We start from the raw sequence: 18,933 nt of genomic DNA on the forward strand, positions 1-18,933 counted from the left end.
GGCTCCTCGGCGAGGCCGGCGCATCATGGATCGCATGGGCGGTCCAGTTGCGATGGTTCTGTTGCGAGAACCGATCGATGCGGAGAAGGTGCGCAGCCTCATGACGCAGGCATTCCTGCCTGCCCCCTGGGAGGACGACTGGATTCTGTGTGACCCTTCGGCTTTCGGAATGCCGGAGGACCTGGTCGATGCCTCGTATACGGCAGTCGTCGTGCGACCACCCCATCGTGCGGATCCACGGCTGGCCACGGCAATCGGCTTCACACCGGCCGCCAAGATCACCCTGTCGATGGGCGCCAACCGCCCCGTCGATCACCGGCTGATCGGTCACCTGTGCCTGGTGCTCGCGCTCGAATACGACGGCTTGATCGACTTCTGCGGCAGCCTGGTTCCGATCCCCTGGCCCGACGACATCCCCTTCGTCAAACGAACTCGTGAGCAAGAGGCCGAACTGGCGAGACGGATCGCGCACGGGATGCGAAAGCTGCCGGGCCGCCTGTACCTCGTCGACCGCTGCCATATCGGCGACGTGGAGTTCCTCGAAGCCTGGCTGCGCCATCCGCGCTTCCGAATGATCAAGTGACCGAACAGATTTCGCGCCAGCCGACGGTGGCGTAGCACCGAGTCACGCTTGCAGCAGCGAAAAACGGCCCGGAACATCGCGTTTCGAGCCGCTTTCCACATAGCGGGGCAACGGGATCAGCGGGTGCCGAACATCTGGGTCCACCACGGTCCGGTGTCTTCCAAGCGATTGCCGCGTCCGGGGCTGCCTTTGAGTGCGGCGACACCGACCGACTTCCAGGAGCATTTGAGGAGCTCCTCTCGGTGGCCGGAGCTGCTCATCCAACCCTGCATGGCCTCACGGGGATTGGAGGCGCCGAGGGCGATGATCTCCGAGACCTCCGCCTGGTACCCCTGCGCCTTCGCGCGGTGCTCGGGGTAGCGGTGGCTGGCGACGGGGCTGATGTGGTTGAAGTACCGTCGATCTCGCATTTCCTGGTTGTGCAGCCGCGCCGCCTTGGTCAACCGCGCATCCAAGCGCAGCGGCTGGCAGCCCTTCTTTCGACGCTCGGCGTTGGTGAGGTCGAGGATTTGCTTCTCCCACGCCGTCGCGCCCTCACCTGCGTCCGGCGGTGCCGGCTTCTCCGGTTCCTCGGGCTCGGTGGGTTTCGGCGGCTCGGTGGGTTTCGGCGGCTCAGTGGGTTTCGGCGGGTCGGTCGGTTCCGCGGGCTTGGTAGGCTGCTCGGGGTCCTCGCCCGCGCAGTCGGGCGCCGCAGGCTCATCGGTTCCCGTGTCGACGAAGGCGTCGCTGATGAACCCTCCGCTATCGAGCTTGTCCCACACATCGGTGGCGGCCCAGCCGCCCCGGACGCGGTCGCCACGAACCGTGCACACGATCGTCACCTGAGCACCGTGCCGAACCCGGCCGACCTTCGCACTGCGCAGGCTCGGACCGGACCGCACATTAACGGGCAGACGCCAGTTCGGCGCATGCACCGTCCCTGTCGCAGGCTCATCCGGTTCAGCCGCCGCCGGCCCGGCCACCGCGCCGCCCGCGACGACAGCAAGCGCACAGACCGCACCGAGCGCGGCTCGTGACCGCCGACCGGCGAAGTCCCGCACCGTATTCCACATTCTCGACTCTGCATTCATCGACATCGCCTGTCCCCCTTGGGATCCGGCAATTCGATGGAGGTGACCACCACTATCGCGTTCTCCGTACTCGCGCTGATCAGGTTCCGATCAGCACCGGAGCGCCGTTGATCCGATGCTGATCAGTACCGAAGCGTAGGGTCCTGCGGCGCCGCGACGGCGCTGTCTTAGGCCTTGTCAATACGAGTCAAGGCCAGCCTGATACCGGCGCGGTGATCCGACGGCCGGCGAACGCCCTACCTCGAGCGGCAATGAAAAACGGCCCGGAACATTTCGTTCCGAGCCGTTTTCCCTTTTGTAGCGGGGACAGGATTTGAACCTGCGACCTCTGGGTTATGAGCCCAGCGAGCTACCGAGCTGCTCCACCCCGCGTCGGTAAACACAACATTACACACGGGTTCACGCTGACGCCAAATCGCCTGGTCAGACCGGCGATTCCGGTGCCAGCAGTCGATCAGCACGACGAGCCGAGCGGCCCGACGGCCAGGCCGGAGCGCAGGATCACCCACGCATGGGGGCGACGAACCCGAACGCTTAGCAATGCGAATGGGTCTATCACCGACTATCGCAACCGCTCAAACGTGATCCGGGTCACTATTTCGTAGTGATCTCGAACACTTAACGGTGCTATAACAGACCGACCGGAACGCGTGTCGAGGGCATTTCCCACCTGCACAAAGGACGATATTCGGGTTATTCGCTTCATGCAATTCGCGCGTTATCAAGACGTGATCTGCCGAGATTTCTTCGTTACCGTGCGTTCACGGCCCGGATCATCCGTGATGGGCTCGAACTCGAACCGACGAATACCGGCGACCCTGCCCCACGGTTCGAGGATCCCCGACGACCTGGGGGCAGGGACCGGCGACGTTATTCGCCGAGTCGGTAGGCGCAGGGAGGGAAAAGCACTTATGACTGAGAACCGGAAGTTCAACGCCCGCGCCCTCGGCTTTGCCGCCGTGACCGGCGCTCTTGTTGCCGTCCCGTTCGCATTCTCCACCGCGACCGCCTCCGCAGCACCCGCCCACAACTGGGACGGTGTCGCACAGTGCGAGAGCGGCGGCAACTGGGGGATCAACACCGGAAACGGCTACTACGGCGGCCTGCAGTTCTCGCAGAGCACCTGGCGGGCCAACGGCGGTCAGGGCTCGGCCCACACCGCGAGCAAGGAGGAGCAGATCCGCGTCGCGGAGAACGTGCTCGCCTCCCAGGGCCAGGGCGCCTGGCCGACGTGCGGCCAGTACCTGCGCGCTGGCACCTCCGAGCCCGAGGTCGCCGCCACGCCGGAGCCCGAGCCTGAGCCCGCCGCGCCCGCCCTGCCCGCGCCGGGCAGCCGCCAGGCACTCGTCGACCAGGCCAAGTCGGCGGGCAGCAACCTGGCCAAGCAGTACGGCGTCGAAGCCCAGTTCCAGCAGATCCTGGAGCAGAACGGCCCGCTGATCGAGTCGATCGCGAACCGATAACTGCTGTCGCACAACGCAAGCGGCGCTGCTATCCCCGGGGATAGCAGCGCCGCTTCGTGTTTCGCTCGATACCTACCTCAGCGACCGGCGTCCTGGTAGGCCTTCACGGCCGCCTCCAGCTCGTCCAACGCCTTGCCGAATTCCTGGAAGTTGCCGGTGCGCATGGCATTACGCACGTTCTCGATCTTCCTGTTCAGCTCTGCCGCGGCAGCGTCCTTCGCCGGGGACGAGCCGGGCGGCGGGGTCACCCCGGCAGGCGGTGGGGTACCGCCGGGCGGCTGGGTCGTCGAACCGGTCTCGGCGGGCGGCGGCACGGTGCCCGGCTTGGGCCGCGCACCGGAGTCGCCGCCGAACGGCGTCGCCAGTGCACCCGCTCCCGGCAACACCTGGTTCAGCGCGTCGGCCAGCGTCGACGCATAGCCGACCTTGACGCTGCCCGCTTCGTCGCGGTAACTCACCAGCACGCGCAGCAGCTGCGGGAACGTCGCGGTGTTCGGCCCGGTGTTGCGTTCGTTGTAGAACGGCTCGACGTAGAGGATCCCGCCGTCGGCAACCGGCAGCGTCAGCAAGTTGCCGTATTTGATCTTGTTCGAGTTGGACAGCAAGGTCTTCTCTTGCGACACATCCGGCGCGGTCGTCATCCGGTTCTGTGTCTGCTGCGGACCGAGCGTCTGCGTATCGGTCGGCAAGCGACGAATCGTGAACTTGCCGTAGTTGTCCGGATCGGCACGCACCGAGATGTAGGCGGAGAGGAACTGCCTGTTGTAGCCGACCATGGCACTGGTCAGGTTGAACACCGGCTTGTTCGTCTGCGGATCACCGAGCAGCACGTAGTACGGCGGCTGGTTGAACGTGCCGCCCTCGATCGTCGGATCGGTCGGCACCGACCAGAACGCGTTGTTGGTGAAGAACTCTCGCGGATTGTCCACGTGATACTTGGTCAGCATCTCGCGCTGCACCTTGAACAGATCCTCCGGATAGCGGAAGTGCGCCCGCAGCTCGGGTGAGATCTCGCTCTCCGACTTCACCGCGCCGGGGAACACCCCGCGCCACGCCTGCAGCACCGGATCGGTCTTGTCCGTCTCGTACAGCGTCACCGTGCCGTCGTACGCGTCGACGGTGGCCTTGACCGAGTTGCGGATATAGCTGACCGTCTTGCGCGGCAGCAGTCGACCGGTCTTCTTGTCGATGCTGTCCTCGACCGTGCTGCTGAGCGAGGTGGTCTGCGCGTACGGGTAGTTGTCGAGAGTGGTGTACGCGTCGACGATCCACTGGATCCGCCCGTTGACGACCGCCGGATACGCGTTGCCGTCGGTGGTCAGCCACGGCGCCACCTTCTGCACCCGCTCGCGCGGCGCGCGGTTGAAGATGATCTTCGAGTCGTTGCCGATGGCCGAGGAGAAGAGAATATTGCGCTCGGCGTACTTGGCGGCGAAGGCAAGCCGGTTGAACCAGTTGCCGATCGACACGCCGCCCTTGCCGTCATAGGTGAACTGCGCGGCGTCCGTGTCGTATTCACGCGGCGGCTGACTGTTGGCGCCGACGATCGCGTAGTCCGGGTTGGTCTGCGAAATCACCTCGCCGTAGTAGATGCGCGGCTGGTCGACCTTGATTCGCTGCTTGTCCGTCGGCGTGAACAGATCGCTGACCATGAAGATCGGGTAGCCACTGTCGCTGCTGCCGCCCGTCGCGTTCGGATCGGATTGCGGCTTGTTGACCCGGTTGGCCGGTGCCGCAACGAAACCGTTGCCATGGGTGTAGACGGTGTGCTGGTTGATCCAGTCCGTCTGGTTGCCGCTCAATGCCGCGGGCGACAGCTCACGCGCGGCGACGATGTAGTCCTGCACATCGCCGTCGAGGTTGTAGCGGTCGATGTCGAGCGACTCGGGGAAGCCGTAGAAGTTCTTCAGCTGGCGCAGCTGAGTGAACGTCGGCGACAAGATGTTCGGATCGAGCAGCCGGGCATTGCCGATCGTCGCGGCATCGACAGGAACCTCGAGCGGCGTCTTCTTGCTCTCGCCCTTGTAATCCACATAGTCGATCTTGTCGGGCGTGATGCCATACGCCTGCCTGGTCGCGGCGATATTGCGCTGGATGTATTCGCTCTCCTTGTCCGCCGCGTTCGGGCGCACCGAGAACTGTTCCACCACAAGCGGCCACACCGCGCCGACCAGGATCGAGGACAGCACAAGCAACGCCGCCGCCATGGCAGGCACCCGCAGATCGCGGAGCACGATGCCGGCGAAGAAAGCGACCGCGCAGATCACCGCGATGGACAACAGGATCAGCTTGGCGGGCAGCACCGCGTTGATATCGGTGAAGGAACCACCGGTGAACGTGGGCTCCTTGCGGCTGCTCATCAGCAGCTCATAGCGATCGAACCAGTACGCGATCGCCTTGAGCAGCACGAAGATTCCCGCGATCACCGCAAGTTGGACCCGCGCGGCCCTGGTGAGCGTGCCCTCGCGGCCGCTCAACCGCAGGCCACCAAAGATGTAATGGGTGATCAAGCTGGCGAAGAACGCGATGACCACCGCGACGAACAGCCAGTTCAACACCATCCGATAGAACGGAAGCTCGAACGCGTAGAAGCTGACGTCCAAGTGGAACTGCGGATCCTGCTGGCCGAACGAGCTGCTGTTCAAGAACAGCTGCACCGTCACCCAATTCGATTGCGCCACCAGGCCGGACAGCAGCCCGAGCAGCAACGGGATGCCGACACCGAACAGCCGCAGCCTGCTCATCACGGTGGTGCGGTACCGCGCGATCGGATCGTTCGGCCCGGCCACCGGCACGAACACCGGCCGAGACCGGTACGCGAGCAGCAACGCGAGCCAGACGATCAGGCCGACGAAGAGGGCGGTGGCGACGAACAGCAAGATCCGAGTCCGCAGCACGGTCAGATACACGCTGCGAAAATTGACCTCCCCGAACCACAGCCAGTTCGTGTACGTGTCGGTCAGTCGTGGCCCGAGCAGCAGCAACGCCGCCAAGGCGATGGCCGCCAGCAGCAGCACGCGGCTGCGTCGAGACAGCGAAGGTAAGCCGGTGGGGGGCCGCATGCCCACGATGCCACTCTCCAAGGTCCGGCGGCGCCCGCGCCGAAACGTCCGGCCGAGCCGCCGCAGTCCGATGTTGCGGATGGTCCTTCCGGACCGCTTCGGGCCCACTCTACGGAATCGGACAGTGTCTTTGGCAGCGCCTCCGGCGCTGCGTGTTCGCGGCCCCCTTAGTCTCGCGCCGCGAACGGCGCTCGCAGAACTCGCGCGTGGTGGTTGAGTGGTCGGTGGCGAATCAGCGGGTTGGTGACTCGGCCTGCCGATCGTTTGATTGGATACACCCCGTGACCCCCGCAGATCTGCACGCCGAACTCGTCCTCGCCCGTTCCGTCCGGGAGGTGGCGGAATTTGTGGATGCCGAAGGGTGGGGCAAGCCGCCGCAGATGTTTGCGCTGGTGCCGACGGCCGACCTGGTCGCGGCCCAGCCGGAACTACTGGACGAGCTCGACGAGGGCGCCGAGCTCACTCCCGTTGCCCAGGAGCTGTTCCCGGACGACGTGACGGGCGGTTCGATGGCGCTCGACGAGATCCTCGCGACCATGAGCTGGCCGCCCGCGGTGCTCGGCTGCGTCCTGGTGCAGGAGATCGTGGTGTTGCCGCCGGACGCGGAATCCGCGCTCGACGACGCGCTGGTGCCGTTGCTCGCCGACCACGAGGCCGCCGACGCCGCCGCGCGGGCCGCGGCCGAAGCGCATCCGGATCGGCGCGAGGCGCGACTGTTCGCCGCGGTGCTGCGCGAGGGCGCGTCGCTGTCGCTGCTGCAGGTGCGGCCGGAGGACGACGCCGACGAATTCGCCGACATGGACCTGCGCACCTATCCGAACCTGGCGCCCAACCTGATCGACGCGCTGCACGCCACGCTGGAGTGACCCGCGTCAGCTGCTGCAGCTGACGGGCTCCTTGCCCGCGTTGATGTCGTTGAGCGCCTGCACTGCGCCGGTGAGGTTTTCGACCTTCACCAGGCGCAGGCCGTCGGGGATGCGCTGCTTCGCCTCGCTGCAGTTGGCGGCGGGGACGAGGAAGGTCTCGGCGCCCGCGTCGCGCGCGGCCATCATCTTGTACTGGATGCCACCGATCGGGCCGACCTTGCCGTCCTGGTCGATGGTTCCGGTGCCTGCGACGAAGCGGCCGCCATCCAGTTCACCGGGAGTGAGCTTGTCGATCAGCGCGAGGCTGAACATCAGCCCGGCCGACGGTCCGCCGATGTCGGCGAGATTGAAGTCCACCTGCATGGGCGGGCGCGCGCCCTCCCCCGGTGTCACGCCGAGGTAGCCCTTGGCCTGATCGTCCGGCCGTTGGCCGAGGGTGACGGTGACGGTTTGCTCGCCGGTGTCGCGACGCACCAGCATGGTCAGCTGCGTGCCCGGCGCCTGCCCCGATACCGCGGACACCACATCCTTCGGCGTGTTCATCGGGACGTTGTTGATGCTGATGATCTGGTCGCCCTGGCGCAGCAGGTCCTTGGCCGGACCTTCCTCGGTCACTTTGCGCAGCAGCACCACCGTCGGCAGGTTCAGGAAATGCAGCGCCGCCACTTCGGCGTTGCCCTCGGAATCCTTGAAGTCCTGCTGGTTCGACTTGTCGATCTCCTCGCGCGGCACCCCGGGCGGATACACCTCGGCGCGCGGCACCAGCCCGTGCTTGCCGCTCACCCAGAAGCCGAAGGCCTCGAAGATGCTCAACCCGTCCCGCACCGACACCGTCGTCATATTGAGGTGTCCCGACACCGGGTCCACCTCGGTGCCGCGGACATCGACGACCTCTTTGCCGTCCACCTTGCCGAGCGTGTTGAAGGTAGGGCCGGGGCCGAGTGCGACGAACGGCACAGTGAGCACGGTGCCGAGCGCACCGAGCACCAGCACCGGGATCAGAGCGGCCACCAGCGTGAGGATCCGACGATTCACCTGGACCACAGTAATGATCGCCGCCCGCTCCGGGCCGCAGAGGCGAACATTCGGCACCCCGCGCGTCCTCTCAACCTGACGGCCTACCACCAGCAGACGCAGACCGTCCATGCTCGGTTCCTCCGCTCCGGCCAGGTCTGGGAGGCGCTGACCGAATTCGCGTCCCGTGAGCGCCTCGATGAGCGGTTGGTCACCGCGTTGCACGACGTCGCACTGTCCGGCCGTGTCCGCCGCACTCGCTACGAGCAGAACGAAGGCCTCAACCTGCAGCAGGCACAACGAGATTTGCGTGAACTCGTCCACCGGCAAATCCTCGAGCCGGTGGGGCGAACCCGCGCACGGTTCTATGTCGCAGGCTCCCGCTTTCCCGAAACACCGTTGGGGATCGCGCGGACACCGACCGCATTGACAGATCCGTACGCCCTCGCCACCTAGCCGAATCAACGGCAGAACCTGATGCCGTCGAGCTGAGGCATCGCGGCCAGGAAACAAACCAGTGCGACGAACGGCACAGTCGCGAGCACGCCGAGAACAGGCACCGTTTCGCGCTGCGCGAACGTCGGGGGGCTGCACTGCACGCGTAACGTAAGGGTTATGAGTGACGTCCCCTTCGGATTTTCGAACCGCGACGACGATGACCGCAAGCGCGGTGACGAGCCGGGCGGTCCCGAGTCGAACAACCCGTTCGGCATGGGAATGGGCGGACCTGGCGGCGGCTTCGATCCGTCGCAGCTCGGACAGATGCTGACCTCGCTCGGCCAGATGCTCAGCGGCATGGGCCAGCCGGGCTCGGCACAGTCCGGACCGGTGAACTACGACGTCGCCAAGCGGCTGGCCCGCCAGCAACTCGGCAAGAACCTGACCCCGGTGTCGGCGAGCACCGCGAGTGCCGTCGCCGATGCCGCGCACCTGGCCGAGCTGTGGCTCGACGGCGCGACCACGCTGCCCGCCGGCGCGACCAAGACCGTGGCATGGACCGCCAACGACTGGATCGAGGAGACGCTGTCGACCTGGCAGCGGCTGTGCGACCCGGTGGCGCAACAGATTTCCGGAATGTGGACCGCGTCGTTACCGGAGGAGGCGAAGGAGTTCGCCGCGCCGATGGTCGGCATGCTCGGCCAGATGGGCGGGCTCGCGTTCGGCTCCCAGCTCGGGCAGGCGCTCGGCCAGCTCGCCAAGGAGGTGCTGACCTCCACCGATATCGGCCTTCCGCTCGGACCGTCCGGTACCGCGGCCCTGCTGCCCTCGGCGATCGCGGAGTTCAGCGCGGGCCTGGAGCAGCCGGAGAGCGAGATCATGGTGTTCCTCGCCGCGCGGGAGGCGGCGCATCAGCGGCTGTTCGGTCATGTGCCGTGGCTGCGTCAGCAGGTGCTCGCCGCGGTGGAGGATTACGCACGCGGCATCCGGATGGATTTCTCCGCGCTGGAGGAGGCGGCCCAGGGCATCGACCCGATGGCGTTGTCGGATCCCTCGAAGCTCGAAGAGATCTTGTCGCAGGGCACCTTCGAGCCGCAGACGACGCCGGAGCAGAAGCAGGCGCTGGAACGACTGGAGACGCTGCTCGCGTTGATCGAGGGCTGGGTCGAGGTGGTGGTCACCGACGCGGTCGGCGATCGGCTGCCCGGCGCGGGCGCGCTGGCCGAGACGCTGCGCAGGCGCCGCGCCACGGGTGGTCCCGCGGAGCAGACGTTCGCGACCCTGGTCGGTCTCGAGCTGCGACCGCGCAAGCTGCGCGAAGCCGCCGCGCTGTGGCGCAGGCTGACCAACGATGCGGGCATGGAGAAGCGCGACGGCGTCTGGGCGCACCCTGACCTGCTGCCCGACTCCGCCGATCTGGACTCCCCCGCGGGCTTCATCGATGCGGTGATCGGTGGCGGCACCACCGCGTTCGACGATCCGCTCGCACAGCTGGCCGAGACCGAGGCGCGGGAGCAGGCCGAGCGAGAGCAGGCCGAGGAACGCCGGGCCGACCGCGGCGAGTCCGGACCCGACCTCGGTAAGGACAGCGGACCGTCCGCGTGACGTGCCCTGTTGACCAGCGCGAATCCTGGGGATAACCACGGGATTTCGCGCGAGTCACGCATGGCGGGGTTCGCATACTGCTTGGCATGACATCCCTGCGCCGTGGTCCGATGCTGCGCTCTCAGGTCGCGGTGCTGGTGCGCCCGTCCGGCGTCGTGCAGCTCGGGTGGCAGCCGGAGACCGCGGTGGTGCTGGACGCCGGCGGGCTGGACGCCGACACGGTCGTCGCGTTCCTTCGGCTGTTGGACGGGTTGCAGACTCGGCCCCAGATCGTCTGGCGCGCAAGCGAACACGGCATCGAACCGGAACATGCGGTGGCGCTGCTCGACCTGCTCGACGGAGCCGGACTGCTCGAGCATCCGGACGAGCGCGCCGGACGCATCCGCGCGGTGCGGGTGCACGGGTTGGGCCCGATGTCGGACGCGGTCGCCGCGGGACTGCGCAAACTCGGCGTGCGCCCGAGCCGGTCCCGCGACTACGGACCGCAGGCGGCCTCGGTGTCCACCTGGCGGGTCGATCTGGTGGTGCTGACCGATGCGCAGATCGCGGACCCGCGCCTCATCGATGATCTTGTTCGACATCGGGTTCCGCACCTGCCGGTGCGGATCAGGGACGGCAGAGGACTGATCGGGCCGCTCGTGCTGCCCGGCGCCACCAGCTGCCTGCGCTGCGCCGACCTGTTGCGCTCCGACAACGACGGCAGCTGGCCGCACCTGGCCGCCCAGTTGCTCGGTCGCACCGGTCATGCCTCGCCCGCCCGGGTCGCGGCCACCGCGGCGCTGGCCGTCACCGAGATCGAAACGATCCTGTCGCTGTCGCCGGACCGCCCGCTTGCCACCCTCGACACCACCCTCGAGCTGGACCTGGACTCGCACCGCCTGGACCACCGCCGTTGGCCCAGGCATCCCGACTGCGACTGTGCGCGCATCCCCGCCGGGCTGCCGTTGTAAGGAAACGTTCGCATTGCCGGCCAGCATCGCGGCCCGCTCCTGAACCGCCCTCCGCACAGGGCGTTTCGATACCGAACACGCATGAGTGCGCAAAGATATGGCGCGCGAATGTGCTCGCGAACGGGTCGAAGTGATCGGGGTCACTCGCTCGAACGCCTCCGTTTCAAGATTGCCGTGGCTAAGTAGCGGGTGCGTCCGCCATGATGGGTACGTGTCTGAGATCGTGCGCCGTCGCTCATCCCGAAACGCCAAGTTGGCCAAGATTCCACTCGGCATCGCCGGGCGCGCGGCCGTGGGTTTCGGGAAGAAGCTGGCAGGCGGCGACAAGTCGGAGATCAACGCGCAGCTGAATCAGAAGGCCGCCGAGCAGCTGTTCACGGTGCTCGGCGAGCTCAAGGGCGGCGCGATGAAGTTCGGCCAGGCGCTGAGCGTGATGGAAGCCGCGGTCCCCGAGGAATTCGGCGAGCACTACCGCGAGGCATTGACGAAGCTGCAGGCGGCCGCGCCGCCGATGCCCGCAGAGACCGTGCACCGGGTGCTCGACCAACAGCTCGGCACCCAGTGGCGGCAGCGTTTTCAGGAGTTCGACGACAGCCCCGCCGCCTCGGCCAGCATCGGCCAGGTGCACAAGGCGGTGTGGTCGGACGGTCGCGTCGTCGCGGTGAAGGTGCAGTACCCCGGCGCCGACGAGGCGTTGCGCGCCGACCTCAAAACGCTGTCCAGGATGACGGGATTGCTCGCGACGGTCATCCCCGGCGCCGACGTCAAACCGATCCTCGCCGAGATCACCGAGCGCACCGAGGAAGAACTCGACTACCGCAACGAGGCGAGCAACCAGCGCGCGTTCGCGAAGGCGTTCGACGGGCACGCCGAGATCGTGGTGCCCAAGGTGGTCGCCAGCGCGCCGAAGGTGATCGTCACCGAATGGCTCGACGGCACCCCGGTCTCCTCGATCATCAAGTCGGGCGCCGACGATCCGGAGGGCACCCGCGCGCTGCGCAACCGCGTCGCAGGCCTGATGGGCCGCTTCCATTTCTCCTCCCCCGAAACCGTCGGCCTGCTGCATGCCGACCCGCACCCCGGCAACTTCATGATGCTGGCCGACGGCAAGCTCGCCGTCATCGACTTCGGCGCCTGCGCACCGATGCCGAACGGCTTCCCGCCGGTGCTCGGCCGGATGCTCGCGCTCGCGGTCGAGGAGCAGTTCGAGGAACTCACCGAGCTGATGTACGACAACGGCTGGGTCATCCCCGGCCGCGTCGTCACGCACAAGGAGATCGCGGACTATCTGCGTCCGTTCACCGACCCGATCAAGTCCGACTCGTTCCACTTCACCCGCCGCTGGATGCAGCGGGTCGCGGGCAAGGCGTCCGACATCACCAGCCAGGAGATGAAAACCGCACGGGCCCTGCAACTCCCGGCCGAATACGTGATGATCTTCCGGGTGCTCGGCGGCTCCGTCGGCATCCTCGCCCAGCTCGACGCCGAACTCCCCTTCATGCAACTGGTCCGCACCTGGATGCCTGGATTCCGCGAAGAGCGCACCGCAAGCTGACCCCACCCGGTCCCGGCGTGATGCCACCGGCGGCCATCCATGGGCATGGCGGCCGGATCCGCGCCGGACTCACCGGTTGAACTGACTGCTTTGCCGCGGCGAGTCGATTACCGTCACTGGTGTCCGGATGATGACGACATCGGCAAGGGGTGATCATCATTTCGTACACCGCACGCGTCGTTGGTGTGTCGATCGCGACCGTTGTGGTGCTGATGTCACCGTTGACGGTGGCTACGGCACCGGCGGCTGCCGGCGCAAGTTCGTCGATGGAGCTCACGCTGGGACGCGGCGCATCCCTCAGCCTGGTCTTCGGGAAACGCACGGTCACGCTGACATGCGGGCCGGAGATCGGCGGCACGCATCCGCACGCGCAGGCGGCGTGCCGCAGCCTGACCTCCTCCCGAGGCAGCATTCGCTCGCTCGCCGAGTTCGCCGAGCCGCCGCTGTGCCCCCAGGACTTTGTGCCATACGTGGCCACCATCTCGGGTACCTGGCAAGGCGAACCGATCGCCGACGGCGGAGTGTTCTCCAACGAATGCGTGCTGCGCGCGACCACCGTTGCGGTCTTCGACTTCTGAGGCCTCTGCCACCCAACAGCAACCGCGGAACTGATCGCTTCCGCAATCCGCACCATTCCGCACCTGCACCGCTTCAGCGCAGCTAGAAGGGGGTGCGGATTATTGAAGGGTGCGGATTTCGGATTTACGGATCACAAGCGTTGATGGATTGTCAGCGCTCTGATTACCGTGAGGCTAATGCCGTGACCAGGCGCATGGCGGCCGACAATGGGCAGAGCGAACAAGAAGTTGGGTGAGTGTGGGTAACCAAAGCGGTGACCCCGGGCGCTGGCCGGGGCTCGGCCGGGTAGTGCACGACCGCAGAAGGGCGGCGCGGCTGACGCTGGCCGCGCTGGCGGCGAAGACCGAACTGTCCCAGTCCTTCCTGAGCCAGCTGGAAAACGGGCGAACCAATTCGAGCCTGCGCTCACTACAACGCATCGCCGACGCGCTCGACACCACCGCGACCGAACTGCTCGCGACCGCCGACACGGCGCCGGAATCGGTGCTCGTCCGGGCCGGCGAAGGCAGGCTCCACCAGGACGATCCCGGTCAGGACGGCTCGGTGCGCTCGCTGGTGCACGGCAGAAGAGACCTGCGCGCGCTCGAGTTCACCGGCGGAACCGAGCGGGGCGCCCGCGAATTCACCCATCAGAACGACGAATTGATCTACGTGATCTCCGGGACGATCACCGTGGCCGCCGACGGCACCGAGGTGACCCTGTCCACCGGAGACTCCTACTACTGCGCCGCGGGCGTGCGCCACCGCTGGTGGGCGCACGCCGACGACACCACAACACTGCTGCTCGCCGTCGCCGACGGGCTGACGGTTCGCAGGGCACCCCACCGGCCACCGCGAACCTGATCCCCATACTCATCCCCGAAACCACTGCAGCACAACGCAAACGAGCCGCCCACCGGGCTACGGTGAGCGGTTCGTCTGCTTTCTCGTTCGTTGGCTCGGCCCGTGTCAGGACCAACCGAATCGAGCACATCGACCGGAGGGAGGGAAGTCACTCCCGGTTTCATGCCGGGACCGCGACCTTGCGCGGGCGTCCGCGCGGGCGCTTGCGGGCAATGACGACACCTTGTTCGAAGATCTCGCCACCCCAGACACCCCACGGCTCACGCCGATCGATGGCCGCGCTCAAGCAGCCCCTGCGGATGGGGCAGCTCGCGCAGAGCGCCTTGGCCTGCTCCAACTGGTTGGGGCTCTCGGCGAACCAGAGATCGGGATCTCCGGCTCGGCAAGGCAGAACCTTGTTGACCTCCCTGGCCCGGGTAGTCGGCGCCACGGTTCGGCATGTCACGTCAGCAGTGGCTTGTGGCCATTCCTGGGCGGTGAACACGTCGTTCTCCTTCAGCTCGTTTGCAGCGGTTCGTTGTGTTGTCCGCGAAACCGGTGCCGGTGGCTGAAGGGCCGAAACAAATTGGCCACGGTTTCGCGGTGTGCGATCCGTGGCCAGGAGGTCTGGGAGGGAGATTCCCTACCTAGGTATTCGACATCTCTGTCGAGTCCTGATCACGATCGCTGGGTCTGCGGTGCGGAGGCGTGCTGCCTGCTGTACCGCCGGCTCATAACCGGCGTGCACTGCCATGACGTCATCTGCCTGCTTGGAGACAGACGGGTGCCAGCCTTCGGCGCTTGGCTTGTCCGTAATGACGGTGCAGACGGGGGCATGCATCAGCGTGAGTTTCGCTTGCGTGCCGAAGGCACCGATTCCGGACAGACCGATCCCCTGCAAAGCGAGGATCCCCCGGGAGGCCGACATGGGTGAATTCACCGCAACGTCGATGGCGTTGAAGTCGTAATTAGTGTTCACGTCTGCCTCCCTCCATATCTCGTAGTGTCTTGGTGACTGTGCGCGCCGGGATGACCTCCCAGTGCGTAAAACCCACCTTAGGCAAGTTCGCCGGTGTGGACAACCTATTTTCTACCTGCGGTTTTGGGGTCTTGCGCGCAGCCGTGACGCGATGATCGCAAGCACGTCCGCGCCGTACTGGTCGAGCTTCTTCGCGCCGATCCCCGCGATCGCGGCCAGCGCGGCGTCGTCACCAGGGAGTTGTTCGGCGATCGCGGTGAGCGTGGTGTCGGTGAAAATCACGAACTCCCGCACCTGCAGCGCCTGTGCCTTCTCCGAACGCCACTCCTGCAATGCCACAAGCAACTCGGCATCGAGCTCCGCCGGGCAGCGCCGACAGCGCCCGAGCATTGTCGCATAGGTCCCGATGAGTGGTTTCGCACACACTCGACAGGACGGGCGAATGCCCTTCGGCGCGGCATCGGCGAGCGGCGCCGCGATCCGTGAGGCCGGTGAATCGTCGGGAACCAGGCCGTTGAGGAAGCGCGAGCGGCGCCGGGTGCGGCGCTTGCCCTCGCCGCGGGCCAGCGCCCACGACAGCTGCAGATGTTCGCGTGCCCTGGTCACGCCGACATAGAGCAGCCTGCGTTCCTCCTCGAGCGCCGCCTCGTCGCCGACCGAACCGTCGTCGGCGAGCACGTGCGCGATCGGCAGCGTGCCGTCGGACAGACCGACCAGGAAGACCGCGTCCCATTCCAGCCCCTTCGCCGCGTGCAGCGAGGCCAGCGTGACGCCCTGCACCGTCGGTGGGTGCCTGGCCTCCGCGCGTGCGGCCAGCTCGCGCAGCAGGCCTGCCAGATCCAGGTCCGCGTCATGATCGAGCAGTTCCTCGGTCAGGCGGACCAATGCGACCAGCGACGACCACTTTTCCCGCGCCTGGGCGCCCGCGGGTTCCTGCGCGGTCAGCCCGACCGGGGCGAGCACCGCCCGAACCAGGGTGACCAGGGCAGTGCCGCTGCGTGATTCGACGGGCAGGTCCTCGCGGGACGCGGCCTGGCGCAGCACCGAGACGGCCTGCCTGACCTCCGGACGCGAGAAGAAGCCCTCACCACCGCGCACCTGATAGGGAATGCCACGCTCGGTGAGCGCCTGCTCGTAGCTCTCGGACTGGGCGTTGATCCGGTAGAGCACGGCGATCTCGGCGGCAGGGGTGCCCCCGTCGATCAGCTTCTTGATCGACCTGGCGACCGCGGTGGCCTCCGCAGGGCCGTCGTCGTATTCGGCGAAGGCCGGTTCCGGACCATCAGGACGCTGGCCGATCAACTGCAACCTGGTGCCCGCGATGCGGCCGCGCGCCACCCCGATCACCCGGTTGGCCAGCGACACCACCTGCGGTGTCGAGCGATAGTCGCGTTCCAGGCGGACCACGGTGGCATCCGGGAAGCGCCGCGAGAAGTCGAGCAGGTAGCCAGGGGTGGCCCCGGTGAACGAGTAGATCGTCTGGTTCGCGTCACCGACCACGGTGAGGTCGTCGCGGTCGCCGAGCCAGGCGTCGAGCACCCGCTGCTGCAACGGGGTGACGTCCTGGTACTCGTCGACCACGAAACTGCGGTAGCGGCCGCGGAATTCGTCGGCGACGGCCGGGTAGTCCTCCAAGGCCGCTGCGGTGTGCAACAGCAGATCGTCGAAATCGAGCAGCAGGCCGTCCGGGGTGGCCTTGAGTTTTTCGTAGCCCGCGTAGACCTCGGCCACCCGCAGCGCGTCGTACGGCGTCTCGCGGCGCTGCTTGGCCACCTGCCCCGGATAGTCCTCCGGCGCGATGAGCGAGGCCTTCGCCCACTCGATTTCGCTCAGCAGGTCGCGCACGCTGTCGGTGGCCGAGGACAGGCCTGCGCGCTGCGCCGCCTGGGCGACGAGCGGGAACTTGCCGTCGATCAGCCGCCACGGCACGTCGCCGACGATCTGCGGCCAGAAGTATTTGAGCTGACGCAGCGCCGCCGCGTGGAAGGTGCGCGCCTGCACCTGGCTCGCCTCGCCGCCGAGGCCGAGCGCGCGCAGCCGGTTGCGCATCTCCCCGGCCGCCCGCGCGGTGAAGGTCACCGCGAGCACCTGATCGGCTTTCACGTGTCCCGCCGACACCATGTGCGCGATCCGATGGGTGATGGTCCTGGTCTTGCCGGTGCCCGCCCCCGCGAGAACACACACCGGACCCCGTGGCGCACGCACGGCGGCGGCCTGTTCGGGGTCGAGCGAATCCAGCTCGAGGCCGGTCGGTTGGTGCGTGCTGGTTGGCGCCACGGCACCCATCATGGCAGTGCCCGCCGACAACTCTTGCCGCCCGGCACAATACTGTCCCCTCGTGGCACAAGACACGCCGTCGACCGACGCACATCCGACCGACCGGCATGCGACCTGGATGGAACTGTTCTTCGATCTCGTCGCGGTCGCGGGCATCGGCCAGCTGACCCATCTGTTGCATCGCGGGCCCTCGCTCGGCGACTTCGCCCTGTATGTACTGCTCTACCTGGCCTTTTGGACGATTTGGGCCTGCATCATGCTGTACGGCAATATCGCCCGCGATCACACCAGAATCCTGCTGATGCTCGCCGCGATGCTCGGCCTCGGCCTGATGGCCGCCGCGGTCGCAGGCATCCCGGATCGGCACGCGACCGCCTTCGCAGCGGTCTATGTGATCGTGCGGCTCGGCTCCGCCCGGCTCTGGGGCCGCGGTGTGCTGGTGGTCGACTGGCCGATCGCGCAGCTGTCCATCGGCGTGTTGCCGTGGATCGTCTCGCTGTGGGTGCCCGAACCATGGAAGTACGGACTGTGGGCGGTCGGGCTCGCCTTGGATCTGTGGATGATGTTCGCCGTCACCGGCGACGAGATGATGGCGCACGCGCAGGAGGAGTTGGACAAGCGCGTCAAGAACTCGCGCCGCTTCGCGAACATCGAGCCGCCCAAGATGAAGGCGGTGCACACCCATTCGGCGCATCTCGGCGAACGCCTCGGCCTCTACGTGATCATCGTGCTCGGCGAGGGCTTCATCGCGGTGATCGGCGCGGTGGGTGCGGTGCAGTGGAACTGGCGAGTGCTCGCGCTCGGCTTCGGCGCGTTCGTGGTGTTGGCGAGCATGTGGGCACTGACCCTGATGTTCGGCTTCGTGCCGCGGCTGATGGCGGGCGAGGACCCGAACGATGCGACGCCGAGGCAGCACGTGATGGCGATGCATTGCTGGATCACCGGCGCGATCGCCACCGTCGCGGCGGGTCTCGGTCTCGCCGTCTCGCACGCGCACGGCCACCTGTCCACCGGCATCGGCTGGTCGCTGGCCGGCGGCGCGGCGGCCTACTTCGTGATCACCGGGATCGGCGGTGCGCGCAGCGACGCGGGGTGGCGCTGGCTGTGGACCTGGCCCTTGCCGTGCGCGGTGCTCGCGGTGGTGCTCGGCGCGCTCGGTCCGCACATCGGTGCGCTCGGGCTGGTGTACGGCGTTGTCGTCCTGTTCCTGTGGGCGGTGGTGTGGCAGACCCGGGTACCCCAGCAGCTGCGCGACCGGCTCCGTGCGGCACGACGCGGCACGCCCGACCACAGCCTCGGCGAGGTGCGATAGCGCGAGCGGAACAGGGACGGGCCGGACGGCGTTGAATGGTCCGTGACTGACGCGACGCCCGACCTGACGATGTACTCGACCACCTGGTGCGGCTACTGCCGCAGGCTGAAGAAGCAGCTGGACGAGGCCGGTATCAGCTACGTCGAGATCGACATCGAACAAGATCCGGCATCGGCCGAATTCGTGGGGAGCGTCAACGGCGGCAACCATGTGGTGCCGACGGTGAAGTTCGCCGACGGCTCCACCGCGACGAATCCGTCGCTGGTCGCCGTCAAGCAGGCGCTCGCCGCCCTGGCCTGATCACCACACTGTCCTGACCACCGCCACCGCGCGGGTCCTCGGGCCCGCCGCGGGTTGT

Annotated in this window: 17 protein-coding genes and 1 tRNA gene; 11 read left to right on the plus strand and 7 right to left on the minus strand. The window is 67.0% G+C overall.

Going from position 1 to position 18,933, the window contains the following annotated elements:
• Positions 1-34 precede the first annotated feature (34 nt).
• On the plus strand, positions 35-583 hold the full coding sequence (locus ACGFNJ_RS07830; protein WP_393444666.1) for a DUF6368 family protein: 549 nt from the start codon (positions 35-37) through the stop codon (positions 581-583).
• Positions 584-699: 116 nt separating this feature from the next.
• Here the strand turns inward: ACGFNJ_RS07830 and ACGFNJ_RS07835 are convergent, their stop codons facing one another.
• Positions 700-1,653, minus strand: coding sequence for a CAP domain-containing protein (locus ACGFNJ_RS07835; RefSeq protein WP_393444668.1), 954 nt, complete (start codon positions 1,651-1,653; stop codon positions 700-702).
• 298 nt (positions 1,654-1,951) lie between these two features.
• Positions 1,952-2,025, minus strand: a tRNA-Met gene (locus ACGFNJ_RS07840).
• Positions 2,026-2,564: 539 nt separating this feature from the next.
• Here ACGFNJ_RS07840 and ACGFNJ_RS07845 point away from each other — a divergent pair.
• A complete protein-coding gene (locus ACGFNJ_RS07845) occupies positions 2,565-3,116 on the plus strand; it encodes a transglycosylase family protein (protein ID WP_393444670.1) in 552 nt (183 codons plus the stop codon).
• A gap of 77 nt (positions 3,117-3,193) precedes the next feature.
• On the opposite strand, the gene ACGFNJ_RS07850 is transcribed toward ACGFNJ_RS07845, so the two are convergent.
• A complete protein-coding gene (locus tag ACGFNJ_RS07850; protein ID WP_393444672.1) occupies positions 3,194-6,184 on the minus strand; it encodes a UPF0182 family protein in 2,991 nt (996 codons plus the stop codon).
• Between the two features lie 275 nt (positions 6,185-6,459).
• On the opposite strand from ACGFNJ_RS07850, the gene ACGFNJ_RS07855 reads away from it, so the two are divergent.
• A complete protein-coding gene (locus tag ACGFNJ_RS07855) occupies positions 6,460-7,044 on the plus strand; it encodes a PPA1309 family protein (protein ID WP_393444675.1) in 585 nt (194 codons plus the stop codon).
• A gap of 6 nt (positions 7,045-7,050) precedes the next feature.
• Here ACGFNJ_RS07855 and ACGFNJ_RS07860 read toward each other — a convergent pair whose 3' ends face one another.
• On the minus strand, positions 7,051-8,079 hold the full coding sequence (locus ACGFNJ_RS07860) for a PDZ domain-containing protein (RefSeq protein WP_393444678.1): 1,029 nt from the start codon (positions 8,077-8,079) through the stop codon (positions 7,051-7,053).
• Positions 8,080-8,265: 186 nt separating this feature from the next.
• Between ACGFNJ_RS07860 and ACGFNJ_RS07865 the strand changes: the two genes are divergently transcribed.
• The 6 genes from ACGFNJ_RS07865 to ACGFNJ_RS07890 all read left to right on the plus strand — a co-directional run bounded on the left by ACGFNJ_RS07865 (position 8,266) and on the right by ACGFNJ_RS07890 (position 14,028).
• Positions 8,266-8,514: a hypothetical protein gene (locus ACGFNJ_RS07865; RefSeq protein ID WP_393444680.1), complete on the plus strand. Its 249-nt coding sequence runs from the start codon at positions 8,266-8,268 to the stop codon at positions 8,512-8,514.
• Between the two features lie 159 nt (positions 8,515-8,673).
• Positions 8,674-10,101: a zinc-dependent metalloprotease gene (locus tag ACGFNJ_RS07870; protein WP_393444682.1), complete on the plus strand. Its 1,428-nt coding sequence runs from the start codon at positions 8,674-8,676 to the stop codon at positions 10,099-10,101.
• Positions 10,102-10,187: 86 nt separating this feature from the next.
• Complete coding sequence (locus ACGFNJ_RS07875; RefSeq protein ID WP_393444684.1) at positions 10,188-11,051, plus strand: TOMM precursor leader peptide-binding protein; 864 nt, start codon at positions 10,188-10,190, stop codon at positions 11,049-11,051.
• Between the two features lie 211 nt (positions 11,052-11,262).
• Positions 11,263-12,606, plus strand: coding sequence for an ABC1 kinase family protein (locus tag ACGFNJ_RS07880; protein WP_393444686.1), 1,344 nt, complete (start codon positions 11,263-11,265; stop codon positions 12,604-12,606).
• 149 nt (positions 12,607-12,755) lie between these two features.
• Positions 12,756-13,184: an SSI family serine proteinase inhibitor gene (locus tag ACGFNJ_RS07885; protein ID WP_393444688.1), complete on the plus strand. Its 429-nt coding sequence runs from the start codon at positions 12,756-12,758 to the stop codon at positions 13,182-13,184.
• A gap of 232 nt (positions 13,185-13,416) precedes the next feature.
• Positions 13,417-14,028 (plus strand): helix-turn-helix domain-containing protein, encoded by a 612-nt coding sequence (locus ACGFNJ_RS07890; protein ID WP_393444691.1) that lies wholly within the window; start codon positions 13,417-13,419, stop codon positions 14,026-14,028.
• A gap of 160 nt (positions 14,029-14,188) precedes the next feature.
• Here ACGFNJ_RS07890 and ACGFNJ_RS07895 read toward each other — a convergent pair whose 3' ends face one another.
• From ACGFNJ_RS07895 to ACGFNJ_RS07905, 3 genes are all read right to left on the minus strand, one after another.
• Positions 14,189-14,512: a WhiB family transcriptional regulator gene (locus tag ACGFNJ_RS07895; protein ID WP_393444693.1), complete on the minus strand. Its 324-nt coding sequence runs from the start codon at positions 14,510-14,512 to the stop codon at positions 14,189-14,191.
• Positions 14,513-14,650: 138 nt separating this feature from the next.
• A complete protein-coding gene (locus tag ACGFNJ_RS07900) occupies positions 14,651-14,986 on the minus strand; it encodes a hypothetical protein (protein WP_393444695.1) in 336 nt (111 codons plus the stop codon).
• A 111-nt stretch (positions 14,987-15,097) separates the two neighbouring features.
• The gene (locus ACGFNJ_RS07905) at positions 15,098-17,272 is read right to left on the minus strand and encodes an ATP-dependent DNA helicase UvrD2 (RefSeq protein ID WP_393445890.1); all 2,175 of its coding nucleotides are present in this window, start codon (positions 17,270-17,272) and stop codon (positions 15,098-15,100) included.
• Between the two features lie 52 nt (positions 17,273-17,324).
• On the opposite strand from ACGFNJ_RS07905, the gene ACGFNJ_RS07910 reads away from it, so the two are divergent.
• Both ACGFNJ_RS07910 and ACGFNJ_RS07915 read left to right on the plus strand, forming a co-directional pair.
• Positions 17,325-18,575: a low temperature requirement protein A gene (locus ACGFNJ_RS07910; RefSeq protein WP_393444697.1), complete on the plus strand. Its 1,251-nt coding sequence runs from the start codon at positions 17,325-17,327 to the stop codon at positions 18,573-18,575.
• A gap of 69 nt (positions 18,576-18,644) precedes the next feature.
• The gene (locus ACGFNJ_RS07915; RefSeq protein ID WP_141717732.1) at positions 18,645-18,875 is read left to right on the plus strand and encodes a mycoredoxin; all 231 of its coding nucleotides are present in this window, start codon (positions 18,645-18,647) and stop codon (positions 18,873-18,875) included.
• The last annotated feature ends 58 nt before the right edge of the window (positions 18,876-18,933 follow it).

The sequence above is a fragment of the Nocardia sp. NPDC049149 genome (assembly GCF_043197455.1).
Lineage (GTDB): Bacteria > Actinomycetota > Actinomycetes > Mycobacteriales > Mycobacteriaceae > Nocardia.

Bases quoted from the DNA above. Each gene is read 5' to 3' on its own strand.
- ACGFNJ_RS07905 (WP_393445890.1), bottom strand. From the start codon at position 17,272: ATGGGTGCCGTGGCGCCAACCAGCACGCACCAACCGACCGGCCTCGAG.
- ACGFNJ_RS07875 (WP_393444684.1), top strand. From the start codon at position 10,188: ATGACATCCCTGCGCCGTGGTCCGATGCTGCGCTCTCAGGTCGCGGTG.
- ACGFNJ_RS07830 (WP_393444666.1), top strand. From the start codon at position 35: ATGGGCGGTCCAGTTGCGATGGTTCTGTTGCGAGAACCGATCGATGCG.
- ACGFNJ_RS07915 (WP_141717732.1), top strand. From the start codon at position 18,645: ATGTACTCGACCACCTGGTGCGGCTACTGCCGCAGGCTGAAGAAGCAG.
- ACGFNJ_RS07845 (WP_393444670.1), top strand. From the start codon at position 2,565: ATGACTGAGAACCGGAAGTTCAACGCCCGCGCCCTCGGCTTTGCCGCC.
- ACGFNJ_RS07835 (WP_393444668.1), bottom strand. From the start codon at position 1,653: ATGAATGCAGAGTCGAGAATGTGGAATACGGTGCGGGACTTCGCCGGT.
- ACGFNJ_RS07870 (WP_393444682.1), top strand. From the start codon at position 8,674: ATGAGTGACGTCCCCTTCGGATTTTCGAACCGCGACGACGATGACCGC.